This is a genomic window from Mergibacter septicus (assembly GCF_003265225.1).
GTDB lineage: Bacteria > Pseudomonadota > Gammaproteobacteria > Enterobacterales > Pasteurellaceae > Mergibacter > Mergibacter septicus.
On the sequence record NZ_CP022013.1, the window covers coordinates 405001 to 421942 of the forward strand.

13 protein-coding genes and 2 rRNA genes (1 of these 15 cut by a window edge) are annotated in these 16942 nt (G+C 36.9%); 6 read left to right on the plus strand and 9 right to left on the minus strand.

The features are described 5' to 3' along the window. A 23S ribosomal RNA gene (locus CEP47_RS01995) occupies nt 1-2242 on the plus strand; it begins 658 nt to the left of the window's first position. Between the two features lie 191 nt (nt 2243-2433). Then, nucleotides 2434-2549 (plus strand): 5S ribosomal RNA (gene rrf / locus CEP47_RS02000). 167 nt (nt 2550-2716) lie between these two features. Here rrf and CEP47_RS02005 read toward each other — a convergent pair. Beyond that, nucleotides 2717-3007 (minus strand): YfcZ/YiiS family protein, encoded by a 291-nt coding sequence (locus CEP47_RS02005; protein WP_261919657.1) that lies wholly within the window; start codon nt 3005-3007, stop codon nt 2717-2719. A 218-nt stretch (nt 3008-3225) separates the two neighbouring features. Here CEP47_RS02005 and CEP47_RS02010 point away from each other — a divergent pair, with 218 nt between their 5' ends. Next, nucleotides 3226-4479 (plus strand): porin, encoded by a 1254-nt coding sequence (locus CEP47_RS02010; RefSeq protein WP_261919656.1) that lies wholly within the window; start codon nt 3226-3228, stop codon nt 4477-4479. A gap of 103 nt (nt 4480-4582) precedes the next feature. Then, on the plus strand, nt 4583-5134 hold the full coding sequence (locus CEP47_RS02015) for a methylated-DNA--[protein]-cysteine S-methyltransferase (RefSeq protein ID WP_261919655.1): 552 nt from the start codon (nt 4583-4585) through the stop codon (nt 5132-5134). 19 nt (nt 5135-5153) lie between these two features. Here the strand turns inward: CEP47_RS02015 and CEP47_RS02020 are convergent, their stop codons facing one another. From CEP47_RS02020 to CEP47_RS02030, 3 genes are read right to left on the minus strand one after another with little or no spacing between them, the layout of a single operon-like run. Further along, on the minus strand, nt 5154-7205 hold the full coding sequence (locus CEP47_RS02020; RefSeq protein WP_261919654.1) for a GNAT family N-acetyltransferase: 2052 nt from the start codon (nt 7203-7205) through the stop codon (nt 5154-5156). A gap of 11 nt (nt 7206-7216) precedes the next feature. Continuing rightward, nucleotides 7217-7684, minus strand: coding sequence for an rRNA maturation RNase YbeY (gene ybeY / locus CEP47_RS02025; RefSeq protein ID WP_261919653.1), 468 nt, complete (start codon nt 7682-7684; stop codon nt 7217-7219). Beyond that, nucleotides 7665-8795 carry a PhoH family protein gene (locus tag CEP47_RS02030; RefSeq protein WP_261919652.1) on the minus strand — a complete coding sequence of 377 codons (1131 nt, stop codon included), beginning with the start codon at nt 8793-8795 and terminating at the stop codon, nt 7665-7667. Before CEP47_RS02030 ends, ybeY begins: the two co-directional genes overlap by 20 nt. A 220-nt stretch (nt 8796-9015) precedes the next feature. On the opposite strand from CEP47_RS02030, the gene CEP47_RS02035 reads away from it, so the two are divergent. Beyond that, nucleotides 9016-9834 carry a CPBP family intramembrane glutamic endopeptidase gene (locus CEP47_RS02035; RefSeq protein WP_261919651.1) on the plus strand — a complete coding sequence of 273 codons (819 nt, stop codon included), beginning with the start codon at nt 9016-9018 and terminating at the stop codon, nt 9832-9834. A 34-nt stretch (nt 9835-9868) separates the two neighbouring features. Here CEP47_RS02035 and CEP47_RS02040 read toward each other — a convergent pair whose 3' ends face one another. The 5 genes from CEP47_RS02040 to CEP47_RS02060 are packed head-to-tail and all read right to left on the minus strand — an operon-like array spanning nt 9869 to nt 15305. Beyond that, complete coding sequence (locus CEP47_RS02040) at nt 9869-10663, minus strand: ATP-binding cassette domain-containing protein (RefSeq protein ID WP_261919650.1); 795 nt, start codon at nt 10661-10663, stop codon at nt 9869-9871. Then, the gene (locus tag CEP47_RS02045; RefSeq protein ID WP_265482665.1) at nt 10663-11721 is read right to left on the minus strand and encodes a peptide ABC transporter ATP-binding protein; all 1059 of its coding nucleotides are present in this window, start codon (nt 11719-11721) and stop codon (nt 10663-10665) included. The genes CEP47_RS02040 and CEP47_RS02045 overlap by 1 nt, the downstream gene beginning before the upstream one ends. A gap of 14 nt (nt 11722-11735) precedes the next feature. Continuing rightward, a complete protein-coding gene (locus CEP47_RS02050; RefSeq protein WP_261919649.1) occupies nt 11736-12623 on the minus strand; it encodes an ABC transporter permease subunit in 888 nt (295 codons plus the stop codon). Next, nucleotides 12616-13575, minus strand: a complete 960-nt coding sequence (locus tag CEP47_RS02055; RefSeq protein WP_261919648.1) for an ABC transporter permease — start codon at nt 13573-13575, stop codon at nt 12616-12618. The genes CEP47_RS02050 and CEP47_RS02055 overlap by 8 nt, the downstream gene beginning before the upstream one ends. Then, the gene (locus CEP47_RS02060; protein ID WP_261919647.1) at nt 13572-15305 is read right to left on the minus strand and encodes an ABC transporter substrate-binding protein; all 1734 of its coding nucleotides are present in this window, start codon (nt 15303-15305) and stop codon (nt 13572-13574) included. Before CEP47_RS02060 ends, CEP47_RS02055 begins: the two co-directional genes overlap by 4 nt. Before the next feature lie 198 nt (nt 15306-15503). On the opposite strand from CEP47_RS02060, the gene CEP47_RS02065 reads away from it, so the two are divergent. Then, nucleotides 15504-16928 carry a YcjX family GTP-binding protein gene (locus CEP47_RS02065; protein ID WP_261919646.1) on the plus strand — a complete coding sequence of 475 codons (1425 nt, stop codon included), beginning with the start codon at nt 15504-15506 and terminating at the stop codon, nt 16926-16928. Nucleotides 16929-16942: the final 14 nt, after the last annotated feature.

Genomic DNA, 16942 nt, shown 5'->3' on the forward strand with positions numbered 1-16942 from the left:
TTGCAAGGTATAGACCCGAAACCCGGTGATCTAGCCATGGGCAGGTTGAAGGTTGGGTAACACTAACTGGAGGACCGAACCGACTACTGTTGAAAAAGTAGCGGATGACTTGTGGCTGGGGGTGAAAGGCCAATCAAACCGGGAGATAGCTGGTTCTCCCCGAAATCTATTTAGGTAGAGCCTTGAATGAATACCTTTGGGGGTAGAGCACTGTTTCGGCTAGGGGGCCATCCCGGCTTACCAACCCGATGCAAACTCCGAATACCAAAGAGTAATGTTCAGGAGACACACGGCGGGTGCTAACGTCCGTCGTGGAGAGGGAAACAACCCAGACCGCCAGCTAAGGTCCCCAAGTCTATATTAAGTGGGAAACGAAGTGGGAAGGCTTAGACAGCTAGGATGTTGGCTTAGAAGCAGCCACCATTTAAAGAAAGCGTAATAGCTCACTAGTCGAGTCGGCCTGCGCGGAAGATGTAACGGGGCTAAATATAGCACCGAAGCTGCGGCATCAGACGTCTGTCTGTTGGGTAGGGGAGCGTTGTGTAAGCCGTTGAAGGTGAATCGAGAGGTTTGCTGGAGGTATCACAAGTGCGAATGCTGACATAAGTAACGATAAAGGGGGTGAAAAACCCCCTCGCCGGAAGACCAAGGGTTCCTGTCCAACGTTAATCGGGGCAGGGTGAGTCGGCCCCTAAGGCGAGGCTGAAAAGCGTAGTCGATGGGAAACGGGTTAATATTCCCGTACTTGGATAAACTGCGATGTGGGGACGGAGTAGGTTAGGTTAGCGTACTGCTGGATATGTACGTTTAAGTTGGTAGGTGGGTGAACTAGGCAAATCCGGTTCACCGCTAACACTGAGAAATGATGACGAGACACTAAGGTGTTGAAGTAACTGATACCACACTTCCAGGAAAAGCCACTAAGCTTCAGGTTTATCTAAACCGTACTGAAAACCGACACAGGTGGTCAGGTAGAGAATACTCAGGCGCTTGAGAGAACTCGGGTGAAGGAACTAGGCAAAATAGCACCGTAACTTCGGGAGAAGGTGCGCTGGCGTAGTGTGAAGTTCTTCGCGAATGGAGCATGAACCAGTCGAAGTGACCAGCTGGCTGCAACTGTTTATTAAAAACACAGCACTCTGCAAACACGAAAGTGGACGTATAGGGTGTGACGCCTGCCCGGTGCTGGAAGGTTAATTGATGATGTTATCGCAAGAGACGCATCTGATCGAAGCCCCAGTAAACGGCGGCCGTAACTATAACGGTCCTAAGGTAGCGAAATTCCTTGTCGGGTAAGTTCCGACCTGCACGAATGGCGTAATGATGGCCAGGCTGTCTCCACCCGAGACTCAGTGAAATTGAAATCGCCGTGAAGATGCGGTGTACCCGCGGCTAGACGGAAAGACCCCGTGAACCTTTACTATAGCTTGACACTGAACATTGAATTTTAATGTGTAGGATAGGTGGGAGACAATGAAGATGAGACGCCAGTCTTGTTGGAGTCAACCTTGAAATACCACCCTTTAACGTTTGATGTTCTAACGAAGCACCCGCACAGGTGCTCGGACAGTGTCTGGTGGGTAGTTTGACTGGGGCGGTCTCCTCCCAAAGCGTAACGGAGGAGTACGAAGGTTTGCTAATCACGGTCGGACATCGTGAGGTTAGTACAATGGTATAAGCAAGCTTGACTGCGAGACAGACACGTCGAGCAGGTGCGAAAGCAGGTCATAGTGATCCGGTGGTTCTGTATGGAAGGGCCATCGCTCAACGGATAAAAGGTACTCCGGGGATAACAGGCTGATACCGCCCAAGAGTTCATATCGACGGCGGTGTTTGGCACCTCGATGTCGGCTCATCACATCCTGGGGCTGAAGTAGGTCCCAAGGGTATGGCTGTTCGCCATTTAAAGTGGTACGCGAGCTGGGTTTAGAACGTCGTGAGACAGTTCGGTCCCTATCTGCCGTGGGCGTTGGAGAATTGATTGGGGTTGCTCCTAGTACGAGAGGACCGGAGTGAACGCACCGCTGGTGTTCGGGTTGTGTCGCCAGACGCATTGCCCGGTAGCTAAGTGCGGAAGAGATAAGTGCTGAAAGCATCTAAGCACGAAACTTGCCAAGAGATGAGTTCTCCCAGTCTATAAGACTGTAAGGGTTGTTTAAGACTAAGACGTAGATAGGCGGGGTGTGTAAGTGTAGTGATACATTGAGCTAACCCGTACTAATTGCCCGAGAGGCTTAACCATACAACGCTCAAATGTTTTGGGGAGTGGGTACTCTTGAGTAGCTTGTGGCTAAATAACTTAACGAATGTTAAGCCATTAACTGGTGAGTTTAACGTTATCTTTATCAACAAATAAAGAAAATTAACAAACTCACGACAGAACGAAACAAACAAAGAACAACAAATAACAAACAACAAGATAAAAAGAATTTTCCCGGCGGTCATAATGCAGTGGTACCACCTGATACCTTGCCGAACTCAGAAGTGAAACGCTGTGATGCCGATGGTAGTGTAGGGTCTCCCTATGTGAGAGTAGGGTACCGCCGGGGGTAATCAAATTAGAGAGAAAAAGCACAAACATAGGTTTGTGCTTTTTTTATAGCTAGTGAATATAATAGAAAGTATTTAATCAGTGAGAAAATAGAATAAGTAATTAAAAAAATACTAAGTTAATGAACTTAGTATTTTTTATTGATCTTTAGTAAAGGTTGAAAACTTAACGGGTAGATAATTGAAATATCATACTTTCAGCTTGGCAGCAGAATAAAAAATGGGCGGTTAGTTGATACCCATTTTCTACGGGTTTTATATCTGAAGTAATTTGACAAGGTTCACTTTCTGTATTTCTTGCTTTTTCAGTTAGATAAGCTAAAGTTTGTTCAGCATCTGCTTGAGTTGAGTAAATTTGAGAAAAATCGACACCACAATCTTCATTATCAATTACTGTACCAACATCAACACAGCAACATACTTTTGCTTCTTCAGCTTTACATTTCATTTTGCTCATATTGTTTTCCTATATAAAGTTTAAGTAAATTATGGATGTTATTTTAGCATAGATAAAGCTGATGAGTATGATGAAATTCGGTTATAAATAGCAGAATAAAATATTTAACTGGTCGGAACAGTTTATTACTTTTAAATGAATAATTGCGAGTATATATACTATTATTTAGAATGTAAATTTTATTAAAGATTTTCTATTTCTATAAAAGAGGATTTTATATGCGAGTTTTGACTAAAACTCTATTAGCAACATTATTAGCAACAGGAACAAGTGGTGCATTTGCTGCAGCATTTCAATTAAACGAAGTATCAACCGTTGGGCTTGGGCAAGCATATGCAGGCGATGCAGCTTTAGCAGATAACGCTTCGGCAGTTACGACTAATCCAGCATTAATGTCGCTATTTCAACGTCCAGAAATTTCAGTAGGTGGTATTTATGTTAAACCTAAAATTGATATTGCAAAAGGTACTTTTTTAGGTCAACCTACTTCTGAACAAAAAAATATTGCACCGAGCGAATTTATTCCACATTTTTATGCTTTATATCCGATTAATTCTAAATTTGCTGTCGGTGGTGGTATTAATGCTAATTATGGTCTTTCGACTAAATATGACAAAACTTATGAAGCGGGTATCTTTGCGGGTTCAACTAAATTAACTGCGGTTAATTTTAATTTAAGTGGTTCATATCGCTTAACAAATAATTTAAGTGTTGGGGTTGGAATTAATGCAATTCATGCAAAAGCAAATATTGAACGTTATGTAGGAATACTTGGAGCTAACAAAATTCCAGCTGCAACAAAATTTAAATCTTTAGATGGTAAAGCTTGGGGATATGGCTGGAATGTTGGTGCGGTATATGAGTTTAATCAAGATAACCGTTTAGCTATTACTTATCGTTCCCATACAGATATTGATTTTAAAGGGAATTACTATGATGCTCAACCAGTATTAAAGCAAGCTTTACCTAAACAAGGTGATGGTTCTTTAACCTTAACTTTACCAGCATATTGGGAAGTTGCTGGGTATAATCGTGTATTACCTGACTTAGCAGTTACTTATAGTGTTAAACGGACACTCTGGCACCGTTTTAAAGAATTAAGAGCCGTTGCTGAGAATAATGGTGGTTATACGCCATTAGAAAAACCAGAACATTTCCACGATACCACCCGTATTGCATTAGGGCTTAATTATGATGTTAATGAAAAATTAACTCTACGTACTGGTATCGCTTATGATGAGGTAGCCGTAGATGCACCATATCAATCTTTATCAATTCCTGATACAGATCGTACTTGGTATAGTGTTGGCGCTACTTATCGTGTTACACCTAATCTTTCAGTTGATGCTGGGTATGCCTATATCAAAGGTAAAAAAGTTACTTTTACAGAGAGTCAAGGACAACTTAAAGGCACCTTTACTAGCACTTCAAGAGCGGATTTATTCGGTTTAAGTTTAAATTACCGTTTCTAATTATTTTATTTTCATTAAAAAACGTGCTTCGGCACGTTTTTTTATATTAAATTATTACTATTACATATAATTTAAAATTTAAACTGGAATTAAGAAGGAAGCGATGTCGCAAGCTATTTATTATCATTATTTTAATTCACCCGTAGGACGATTACGCCTCTTACTTGAAGGCGATCATAAGCTTGCTATTATTGGGTTAGATTTTGAAAGAGAACAAGAAGAAATATCACCAGATTGGTTATTTTTAGAAGAACACCATTTAATTCAAGAGACGAAACAGGCTTTAATGGCTTATTTTAAGGGTGGAAAAAATACATTTACTGCTTTACCATTAAAATTAATTGGCACTGAGTTTCAACAGCAAGTATGGCGAGCATTACAGCAGATCCCTTTTGGTCAAAGTACAACTTATGGCGAGATTGCACAGAGGATTGGACGAGTGAAAGCGGTGAGAGCAGTGGGTGGTGCTATTGGGCGGAATCCAATTAGTATTATTATTCCTTGCCATCGAGTTTTAGGAATAGGGCAGACTTTAACAGGATTTGGTGGTGGTTTACCGATTAAACGCCAGTTATTGCAACATGAACAGATCGAATATCTTGATCGAGGGATTGAATTTGTTAAGCCTAAGCGTTTACATCATTTAATTAGATAAGTTTTTTTGTTTAATTTATTTAATTAGAATTGGTGATATAAAATAATTTTCCTTTTCGTAATAAATCTGCTTTGACGCTCTGTTTTAGCGTTATTAAGGCATTTTTTTTATACTGTTTTTGTCGAATAAACGCTGAAAGTTGGGTTGCAAGTGTTGGATTTGGGTATTGTTTTAGATAGCGCTGCAATGCAGGATAACAGGCATTAAAAGTTCGGTGGTGTAGAGCAAAATCAGATAGGCTTTGCCAGTCATCGGTAGTCAGGTGCCATTCTAATGATCGAATTTGCCATTTTAATTGTTGGCAGATTTCAGTTATTAAGTGGTGATCACTTAGTAAAAAATTCCGTTTAAATTGTCTTGTTGCTTGTTGACAGAATCTTTTCCCCTGTTTTGACAGTGGGTAAATTGCCATTGTACTGTAATAACCGCTACTGGCTTCTTGACGATGAGTTAAATGCACCAGTTGAAAACCATTTTTAAACCAAAAATTAGCTAATCTAGGCTGATAACCAAAACTAACAGAAATAAAGTCAAAGTCTGTTTGTAGAGAAATATCTGTAAGAAAATGCTGTAATAAACGAGAACCACTACCACGTTGCTGCAAGTTGGGTGTAATCGCTATTCTTGAAATGCGTAATGATTTTAATTGACAAGCTAATGGTAGATTAGCTTGAAAACAAAGGGCTTGCACTAATAAATTTCCTGCAGGTTGTCGATAACCTGTGCGAATTTGTTCGATTAAAGTTAAGTCTAATTTTCCTTCTGTTACTCCCCAGATAATACCAGATAATTGTTGATTGCTTTGAAGTTGATAAAAATATTGATCTTTTGCATCTAATAAACGGCGTAAGTCTAGAGGTGTTGTACGATAATGGGCGATAGTTAAAAGAGAGTAAAGTTGTTGAAATACGGTTGAATTTTGAGAAAACTCGCCTTGAGTAAGAGGAAGAAAATATTCTTTATCTGTCGTGTTTGTGCTACTTTGTTGGGGAGTGTGGAGTAATAATAGTTGATTAATCCATTTTTCCAATGGGTCATGTTCTTGCCAACGTAAAGGGAAGTTAAGTTGTAATCTTTGAGATGGGCGTTGCAATTGTTGGGCTAATTTTAAACTAAAACCTTTTCCTGTTCCTTCATAACCATCAACCGTGGTGGTAAATAAAATATGTACAAAAGTTTGGCTAAATTCAAGTAATATCTCTAGTGGTAACATCGCCGCTTCATCAACAATTAACCATGCCTGAGTAAATTTTGCAGGTGTTTGATCGATCTCTGTTCGCAATTGATCGGGAGCTAAAAAGATTGGTGGTTGTTGAGGGCAATGTTTTAACAAAGTTTTTATAGCTTGACGATTAGGGGCGGTGAGATAAACCGTAATGTTTGCTTGGGCAAGTTGTTCTGCCAATAAGCCAGAAACTGCTGATTTTCCACGTCCTCTTGCTGCTGTTAGAAGATAAATATCTTGTTTAGCTTGAATTAATTGTTGCAAAATATGTTGCTGTTCTTTAAGAGCAAATTTTGGGATTTGCCATCGTGTTGAAGAAAAATCAAGTGAAATCTCATTTTTTGTATGTTGTTGATATAAGCGAATTGACGTTGAGGCTAGAAAGGGAGAAAGGCTTTTTTTGAACCATTGGTAAAATTGTAAGGGAACTAGAGGTTGAGTTGCATTATTCCAGCGTAAACTATCTTGATCAGAATAATTTTCAATTTTATCCCATTCAGGCAATAGTAGAATTAAATAGCCGTTAGCTTTGAGAGTCGCACCTAAGATCGCTAAGCTTTCAAGATGGAGGATCAGTTGCTGTTTAACTGGACTACGATAGTCTAAAATCGCTAATTCAAACTCTTGTCCTAATAAATTTTTACTTTGTTTAAAGTGATAGCTATGGATTAAGAGAGAAGGAAAGGCGTGTTTTAACCCTATTTCTCCACAATAAGCAATCTGGCAATCTATCAGATTGTTTTCTTTTTTCTCTGCAAATTGTGTGAGGATTTTGGTTAACTGTTGTGTTAACCAAAGATCATTACCCGCTAAGATAACGGCTTGTCGCCAACCTGAAAGGTGCATAGTGTGCTAAATTACTCTTTTTCACTTGCATAAGGATCAGCAAAGCCAAGTTGGTGCATAATATCTTGCTCGAGGCTTTCCATTTCTTCTGCTTCTGCATCATCAATATGATCATAGCCAAGCAGATGTAAGCTACCGTGTACTACCATATGTGCCCAGTGGGCTAAAATAGGTTTATTTTGTTCAAGTGCTTCTCTTTCAACCACTTGACGGCAAATCACCAAATCACCTAATAAAGGTAATGCTACTTCACTAGGCGACTCAAAAGGAAAAGAGAGGACATTAGTTGGATAATCTTTACCTCGATAAGTGTGATTCAACATTTGGCTTTCAGCTTCATCAACAATTCTAATCGTCATTTCAATATCTGTCTGTGTTGGTTTTACGGCTGTTGATGCCCAATGAGTGACTTGTTCTAATGTTGGGAGGTTTTCCTGATTTTGTGTTGCAAGTTGTAAATCAATTACAAGAGAATTCATTATGCTTTTCCTTTACATTTTCGTTGGTCATTAAAAGTGCTTGTAAACGTGTTTGATGACGTTGTTCCGATAATTGTTGTCGTCGCAGTTCATCTTCCGTCTCCCATTTTTCATAAGCTTGCACTACTTTAGCTACCACAGGGTGACGCACAATATCTTGACTTGTAAAATAGTTAAAACTCAGTTCTTCAACATTTCCTAAAACTTCAATAGCGTGTTTTAAACCTGATTTTTGTCCACGAGGCAGATCGACTTGAGTGATATCCCCTGTAATCACTGCTTTTGAATTAAAACCAATTCGAGTTAAAAACATTTTCATCTGTTCAATAGTGGTGTTTTGGCTTTCATCAAGAATAATAAAAGCATCATTTAATGTTCTTCCTCGCATATAAGCTAAAGGTGCAATTTCGATCACATTTCGTTCCATTAATTTTTGCACTTTTTCGAAACCTAACATTTCAAACAGTGCATCATAAAGAGGGCGTAAATACGGCTCAATTTTTTGTCCTAAATCGCCGGGTAAAAAACCAAGTTTTTCTCCGGCTTCAACCGCTGGTCGAGTAAGTAACAGGCGACGAACTTGATGCGTTTCAAGTGCTTCAACTGCTGCAGCAACAGCTAAAAAGGTTTTACCAGTGCCTGCAGGGCCAATTCCAAAACTAATATCATGACGTAAAATATTATGTAAGTATTGAATCTGGTTAGCACCACGAGGTTTAATCATTCCTCGTTTTGTCTTAATTGTTGTTGAATAGACTTGCGCTTCTTCTGATGAATTTGGGCCGGTATTACTTGCTTGTAATGACATACGCTTTTCTTGAATAGCAAGATGAACATCTTCTAAATCCAAAAGTTTGATTTTTCCTTTAATCGGAGCAGTAGCTTGGTAGAGCTTTTGGAGTAATTGTTGTATTTTTTGGAGTAGCATCAGTTGATCAGCTGACGACTCTTCATCAGTAGAACGTAAAGTGAAGACAAAATTACGGTGAGAAATAACGACATTAAACTGTTTTTCGATGGTTTCTAAGTGTAGGTTAAATGCTCCACATAGGGATTGCAAACGAGCATTATCTTGCGGTTCAAGCGTAAAACTAAGTTGTTGTGCAGACAAGTTAAAACCTCAAAAGTGAAAGTGAAGATATAGTTTAGTATACCTTGATTGGATAGGTAAAACCAAGCCGTGGGATTAAGATTATTTAAGTATAAAGCTAAGTAAATTGATTTTTAGTAAATTTGTTTTTATTTGTTGTAATTATGATTGTATTTTTCCGCTTAATTGAATATTTTACTCCATCAAAATTATGTTTTATTGAATATTATAGGAAGTAAAAATGTTTTTATGGTCTTTATTAGCCTTATCTTTAATTCTACTTTCAGTAAAAAGAGTAAGCCTTGGGATATTTATTCTTTATAGTGTAATTTTTGGTGCTATATATCAAGGGATATTAGAAATATCTACTTTATTTTTTATTCTTTTTATTTCTTGTCTCTTATATTTGTATAAAAATAAGCATTGGAAGTGGTTGGAGGGTATTTTAGTCATATTTTGTTTTCTACTCTATTTTCATCATATCGCAGGATTCAATAATCCTATGATATTATCACAAGTAAAAGTAAGCGAAAATAGTGCTAATTTTAATCTTTATTATAATTTAGATAAGGCTTTAATTCCTTTTATTTTATTTCCATTAATACCGAATTTGTTTTCGTGTGAACCTAAAATTACAGCAAGTAAAATAAAATGGGGAGTATTAATTTTATCGCCTTCTTTACTTTTAATGTTGGCTAGTTTAGCGGGGAGTTTAAAAGTAGAATTTCATATTCCAACTTGGTTACCTTATTTTATTTTATCTAATCTCTTTTTTGTTTCTTTGGTTGAAGAAAGTTTATTTAGAGGATATTTACAGCAACGCTTACAAGCTAAAATAGGTAGTTATCCTGCAGTATTTGTTTCAGCGATTATCTTTGCGTTATCTCATTATGGTTACACCAATGGCAATATCTTTTTTATGTTATTTATTGGTTTGGCTGGGATAATCTATTCCTTAGCTTGGCTTTGGAGTGGAAAAGTATGGGTTAGCACTTTTATCCATTTTGGTTTGAATTTAACCCATCTGCTCTTTTTTACTTATCCTTATTTAGTAAGGTAATAGATGTTGTTGTATAAGGGTTATTCATTAACCCTTATTGCCACGAAGTTACATCTAATTCTTTACCAAATTGACTGATTATTAGGCGTTTCGTTAAATCTGTTTGAGGATTAAGTAATATTTCTTTCGTTGCACCATACTCGATCATATTCCCTTGTTGTAATAATAAAATATCATCAGCAATATGTTTAATAATTCCCATATTCTGTCCGATATAAATATAAGCAAGCCCTAATTTGGCTTGTAGATCGAGTAATAAATTCATTAATGCTGCACGCATTGAAGCATCAAGAGTATCTAACATATCATCAATAATAATAATTTCAGGATCTAGAATAATAGCACGAGCTAAAGCTATACGTTGTTTCTGACTAATATTTAATTCATTAAGTTGAATATTAGCGTGTTCTGGGGTTAAACCAATTAAACGTAATACTTGGTCGATTTTTTGATCTCGTTCATATTCAACTAAATCGGTTGCTAACCGTAGAGGAAGATCTAAGGTTTGTCCAACGTTTAATTGCATATTAAAAGAGGCATTTGGATTTTGAAAAATCATACGAATATGTTTTGAGCGATAGTGGTAATCACCAAAATTAAGTGGTTTATTTTTAAATAAAATTTTTCCAGAGGAGGGTTGAGTAATCCCAACTAGCATTTTTGCTAAGGTTGATTTACCTGAACCATTTTCACCAACGATTGCCAGTGTTTTTTGACGTTCTAAATGAAAAGAAACATTTTTAACTGCGGTAAAAGTGCGTTTTAACCAGCCACTATTGCTAGGAAATTCTTTAGTTAAATTTTCTACTTCTAACAGAATATTATTCATTATTCATTTCCTTCATGACTGTTTTCAGTTTGGATTTTTATTGGTGTTACCTCTTGAGGTTGTACACGATGTTCACGTAAATTTAGTGGGTAATGGCAAGCAAATTCGTGTTGTTTTACTCGGCGTAATTGTGGCTTAATCACACACTTTTTTTGTGCAAAAGGACAACGAGGACCTAAGCGACATCCAATTGGCATATACCCGATTAAAGGAATAGAACCTCGTAAAGCACTAAGATGGCTTTTAAAGGGTAATGCTTGACTAAAATCAGGTGAAGCGTGGATTAAAGCGACGGTATAAGGGTGGTGTGGATTTTCTAAAACCGCTTCTTTGCTACCGTATTCAACACTTTGTCCACAATAGAGTACGCTAATGGTATGACACCATTCTCCGATAGAGACAATATCATTACCGAGTAATAATACTGATGTGCCATTATTTTGATTCATACTGGCGAGTAAACGAAAAATCTGTTTTTGGGTGGTTGCTTCAAGAGAATTTGTTGCTTCATCAGCAATTAATAGGCGAGGTTGGTTTGATACCGCCATTGCAATCATTACTTTTTGGGCTTCACCCGGTGAAATTTCGTTTGGATAGCTATTCATAATATCGTGGTGATCTTTAATCCCTACTTTATGCAGTAATTCAATGGCACGGCGTTTTTTCCAGCCGAACCACCGCCACCAACGTCCTTTAAATGTCCAGTTAGGAATAATCTGGATTAGTTGTTGCCCTATTTTTCGAGTAGGATCAAGACAGGCGATTGGGTCTTGAAAGATCATAGAAATTTCACGTCCGATGATTTGGCGGCGTTTTGCTGGAGAAATTTTAAGTAATTCAATGTTATTAAAGCGAAAACGATCGGCAGTAACCACCCAATCATCTTTATCCGCATTACAAATCACTTTTGCGATTAAACTTTTTCCCGATCCTGACTCTCCAATTAAACCACAAATGGTCGCTTCATTTAAGGTAAGATTAACATTATCTACTAAGCGTACTTTTCCGTTAGCTGTTTTGATATCAATGCAAAGATTACGAATATCTAATAGTGCCATAATTCTGTTTTCTCTTAGGCGTAAGCTTTTGTAATTGCACGTAATAAGCTATTGCCAAATAAGGTAATAATAATAATTGAAAGTATAATTGCTACACCCGGTAGAATAACTGCCCACGGAGCGATATAGAGTAGATCTAATGAATCGTGGATCATCATTCCCCATTCAGGCATTGTTTTGGAAGCGCCAAGGGAAATAAAACTTAAAGCACTAATATCCATTAAAGCTAAGGTAAAGGCGCGAGTTGTTTCTCGTATAATTGTTGGCATAATATTAGGTAGTATGGTTTCTTTTAGTAATGCCCATTTTGAAATGCCTTCCAGCTGCAATAAAACGACATAATCTTTCTGTAATTCTACTTTTACCGCACTATAAACTTGATGTACAAAGTGCGGTAGTAGTGCGAGTAATATAGCTAGCATAGCGCTTTGTAAGCTACTTTCCATTAAGGCTGCAATAATAATTGCAATTAATAAGATTGGAATAGATAAAAAGAGATCGAAGAAATTACCTAAAATTCTAGATTTTCTACCTTGATTAATTCCAATAATACAGCCTAAACTACAACCAATCAGTAGGGTTGGTACGACAATTGCCAAGGCTGAACCAAAGGTATAACGTGTACCCAGAATAATCCGACTAAATAGATCTCGCCCAATATCATCAGTACCAAGGAAAAAGGCAACTCGTCCTGTTTTTGTCCAAGCAGGAGGAATAAGTTCATTGCCAACAAATTGCATATTATTCCCATATGGAGATAAAAGTGGAGAAAAAAGTGCAATAAAACATAGGGCTAGAAAGAGAATAAGGCTAATTACAGCTAATTTATCTTGTCTAAAATGCTGCCAAATTTTTTGTTGAGGTGAAACTAAACGAAAATCCTCAATATCTTTATCAAGCATATCTATTTTTCCTATTAAATGGGTCTAACAGAAATGTTACAAAAGCGGCGATGAGATTAATTGTAATGACAACGATTCCAATGACTAATACTCCAATGGCAACAGAATTATAATCTTGTTCAGCAAGGGCTAGAATTAACCACTGGCCAATGCCAGACCAGTTAAAAATATTCTCAATTAACATACATAAAGCCAAAGTTAGGGTGAAAATACGGATAAATGATGGGATTAATGGCATTAGGGTATTATGTAACACATAGAAACGTAAGATTTTGCATTTTGACCAACCTCGGGTTGTTGCAACTTTAATATAGGATTGAGCAAAAATAATTTCTGCACGTTGTTGAGTTAGACGAGTAATCTCTAAGAATGGTGTAATCATTAATACTAATGTTGGTAATGCTAAGTGTAATAATACATTTTGAATGATTTTTATTCTATAAGGTTGATCAATCAGCCACATATCAATAATTGGAAAACCTGTAATTGGTTTAATTTCATATAATAAATTATATTGCCCAACAGAAGAAATTGCCCAATGATGAGTGGCGGCTAAATAGAGTAGAATAGGACTTACCCAGTAGATAGGAATAGCCAATGAGAGAGAAGAAATGATTCTAGTCGTTTTACCAAACCAATTATCCGCATAATATGCACCCAAAATGCCATAGCAAACACCGAAAAAAATAGCGAGCAATAAGGCTAGAATACATAGTTCTAGAGTAGCAGGGAGAACGGATAGAATTTGTAAGCGTAATGATTCACCACCATTGTAGCTAATTCCAAAATCTCCACTGCATAAATTATGTAAATAGAGTACTAAACCATTAAACCAACCACCACCTAAATTTTGGTTAAGAGGATCTTTCAGCATAATTTGGTAGCTGATTAAAACCAATACAAATAGAGAAAAACAGGTCAAAAAAGTACGGCGAAGTAAGGCGATAATCATAGGTTACCTCGGTCAAAATAAAGCATACTGAAATCAACATTGCCAAAAGGTGTTAAATTTAACCCTTTTATAGTTTGCCTTGCAATAATGACTTTTGATGCATTTGCAAGAGGAATAATAGGTACCTGTTGCATAGCTAACTGCTGGGCGAGGTCATAATTTAATGCTCTGGCTAGAGTGTCGTCTGTTTGTAATCCTTGCATAATGAAATTATCAAACTGAGGATCACACCAATTACTTAGATTCGCTAAACTATGGCGAGTTTGACAACTTAAAATTGGGCGTAAAAAACCATCGGGATCAAGACTATTTGCTTGCCAGCCTGTTAAGATCATATCGTAATCACTTTTTCCTGAACGGATTTGTTGATTAAGAAAATTGCGTGTAATTATTTTAATTTTAACTGGAACACCAACTTGACTTAGATCGAATTTGATCATTTCAGCCATTTTAACAGGGTTAGGGTTATATACTCGATCTTCATCGACTACCCACATTATCAATGGCTTAGTTAAAATAGAGCGGATTGATTTTAACATTTCTCCTGCTTTTTTAGGTTCATAATCAAAAGCAAAAGAAGTGGTTTGCATTTGAGAGGTTAATGAGATTTGTGGTATTAAACCATTTGCTACTTTTGCTGTATTGTAATAAATCTGACGAATTAGTCGGGAACGATTAATTGCGAGAGCAATGGCTTGTCGATTCTGACTATTTTGCATAAAAGGGCGTTCGGTATTTAAAGCAAGAAAAGCAAGATTGGTATCATCAACAGATTGTATTTGAATATTGGGTTGTTGCTTAATTAACTCAACTTGCCCCGGATCAGGAAGTGCAAGGATATCGCATTCATGGTTAAGAAACTTTGTTAACCGTCCACTGCGAGTTGATGAAATATCAAGCACAATATTTTTAATTTTGCTCGCCTCTCCCCAAAAGTCAGGGTTTCTAACGAGGCGAATATGGTGATCTCGAGTATGATTTTTAACTAAATAAGCCCCAGTACCAATTGGCTTGGTATATAGTTGTGCAAGATTATCATCTGCAGCGAGTTGTAAAGCATATTCATAAGAGAGAATCGCAGCATATTGACCTGCTAAGTGAGAAAGCATTGATGCATCGGGTGAGGTTAATTTAATTTCAACTAAATAAGGATTCACCGCTCGGATAGAAATAATTTTCTTGGCTAATTTAAGACTATCAAAATAGGGAATAAACGCTTTTTTAGCATTAGCATTGAAAATAGCAAGTTGGGAGTGAGGTAAAGTGGTATTTAATGGTTCATTTAATTCAGGTAAAGCGGTATTTTTACCCAATAAACGGTTTAATGAAAAGACCACATCATCGGCATTTAAATTTCTAGTTGGTGTAAACCATGGAGTGTGATGAAATTTAATGCCACGCTTTAATTTTATTAACAGGGTTTTTCCATCTGCAGATAAAGAATAGCTTTTAGCCAACGAAGGGATAAGCTGGTTATTTGTTTTTTGTTCAAATAAACGATTGTAGATTTGTTGATTAATAATATTAATACCTAAACTTGCATCTGCTTTTTGCCAATTTGGAATCAGAGAAGCTGACCGAGCACAATAAACTAAACTATTTTCTCTCAATTCTTTTGGTGGTGTTTGAATCGCATACACAGAGGTTGAAATACCATATAAGGCACTAATTAGTAAGCAAAATCGATAAATAAAAGATTGAAGGCAAACGCCATTATATATAAAAGACATAAGATATTCATTTTCTCCAATTCAGATTGTCTTATCATAGCATAACTGGCAGAGATGTTCTCAATCTTACCGCATTATCTCTTGTAATAAGGGGGATTAAAATAGAGATAGGATTGGTTGGTGAGGGTAAATTGAGTTTATCTTTAAGCATAAAGTAGCTTAGAATAAGCAAAATCTAGCTTTTCTTCTAGGGGGATTATGTTTAATCAGCTTCAACAGGGTGTAGAAAATTTAATTGATCGAGGATTAGATCGGCGTTTGAGGGTAGCGGTTACAGGCTTAAGTCGAAGTGGTAAAACGGCTTTTATCACCTCGGTGATTAATCAATTATTAGCAATTAATACACAAGGTGGGCAACATTTACCATTATTTGAACCTGCTCGTACTAGACGGATTGTGGGGGTGCAACGTGTTGCTCAAACAGATTTAATGTTACCAAGGTTTGATTATCAGGCGAATTTGCAAGATCTCTATCAAACACCACCACAATGGTGTCAATCAACAACAGGGATTGGTCAGATTCGTTTAGCTCTTCGTTATCAACATCAACATAGTTTTTTACGCCATTTAAAGCTACATTCAACCCTGTATGTTGAATTTTTTGATTATCCTGGGGAATGGTTATTAGATTTGCCGTTACTTAATTGGAATTTTCAGCAATGGTCACAACAATATCAACAGCAACAACAGTTTTCTAGTGCAAGGCAGATCTCTGAATTTAATTGTTGGCAACAAAAGGTAGCAAAATTAGATCTATTTTCAACCGCAGATGAAAATGTGTTAGCTCAGCTGGCGAAAGAGTACACCCAAATTTTGCATCAATATAAAACGTTGGGCTTGCAATTAATTCAGCCGGGGCGTTTTGTCTTACCCGGAGAATTGGAAAATGCACCAGTATTACAATTTTTTCCATTGTTGGCATTATCCCCTCAACAATGGCAACAGTTGAATAAAACAGCCTCAGCGAATAGTTATTTTATGGTTTTGAAAAAACGTTATAACCATTATTGTGAAACGGTGGTTAAACCTTTTTATCAAAATTACTTTATTCATTTTGATCGACAAATTATTTTAGCGGATTGTTTAACCCCTCTTAATCATAGTCGAGTAGCGTTTGAGGAATTACGCTTAGGTTTACAACAACTTTTCCATAGTTTTAAGTATGGTAAACGTTCTCTTTTTAATCGTTTGTTTGCCCCTAAAATTGATAAGTTATTATTTGCAGCAACGAAAGCAGATCATATTACAACGGATCAAATTCCTAATTTAATTAGCCTCTTACGGCAATTAATTCAACAAGATGGTGAACATTTAACTTTTCAACATATTCAACTAGATTACACGGCTTTGGCATCAATTCGTGCTACTCAACAAGTGATTGTACAAGCAAAAAATGATACCACTCAATATAAAGCATTACAGGGAAGGAGATTATCGGATCAACAACAAATCACAGTATTTCCCGGTACTGTACCAGCTAATTTGCCTCCAGCTACGTTTTGGCAAAAAAATCGTTTTGCTTTTGATCCGTTTCAACCACCAATCTTAGATGAAGGAAAAGTATTACCACATTTGAGATTAGATGCAGTACTACAATTTTTATTAGCTGATAAATTAGAATAATTTTGAGAGTGAAA

Coding starts and splice junctions, on each gene's coding strand:
- CEP47_RS02050 (WP_261919649.1), bottom strand. CDS start 12,623: ATGCTTGATAAAGATATTGAGGATTTTCGTTTAGTTTCACCTCAACAA.
- CEP47_RS02060 (WP_261919647.1), bottom strand. CDS start 15,305: ATGTCTTTTATATATAATGGCGTTTGCCTTCAATCTTTTATTTATCGA.
- ybeY (WP_261919653.1), bottom strand. CDS start 7,684: ATGAATTCTCTTGTAATTGATTTACAACTTGCAACACAAAATCAGGAA.
- CEP47_RS02040 (WP_261919650.1), bottom strand. CDS start 10,663: ATGAATAATATTCTGTTAGAAGTAGAAAATTTAACTAAAGAATTTCCT.
- CEP47_RS02010 (WP_261919656.1), top strand. CDS start 3,226: ATGCGAGTTTTGACTAAAACTCTATTAGCAACATTATTAGCAACAGGA.
- CEP47_RS02045 (WP_265482665.1), bottom strand. CDS start 11,721: ATGGCACTATTAGATATTCGTAATCTTTGCATTGATATCAAAACAGCT.
- CEP47_RS02005 (WP_261919657.1), bottom strand. CDS start 3,007: ATGAGCAAAATGAAATGTAAAGCTGAAGAAGCAAAAGTATGTTGCTGT.
- CEP47_RS02015 (WP_261919655.1), top strand. CDS start 4,583: ATGTCGCAAGCTATTTATTATCATTATTTTAATTCACCCGTAGGACGA.
- CEP47_RS02020 (WP_261919654.1), bottom strand. CDS start 7,205: ATGCACCTTTCAGGTTGGCGACAAGCCGTTATCTTAGCGGGTAATGAT.
- CEP47_RS02065 (WP_261919646.1), top strand. CDS start 15,504: ATGTTTAATCAGCTTCAACAGGGTGTAGAAAATTTAATTGATCGAGGA.
- CEP47_RS02055 (WP_261919648.1), bottom strand. CDS start 13,575: ATGATTATCGCCTTACTTCGCCGTACTTTTTTGACCTGTTTTTCTCTA.
- CEP47_RS02035 (WP_261919651.1), top strand. CDS start 9,016: ATGTTTTTATGGTCTTTATTAGCCTTATCTTTAATTCTACTTTCAGTA.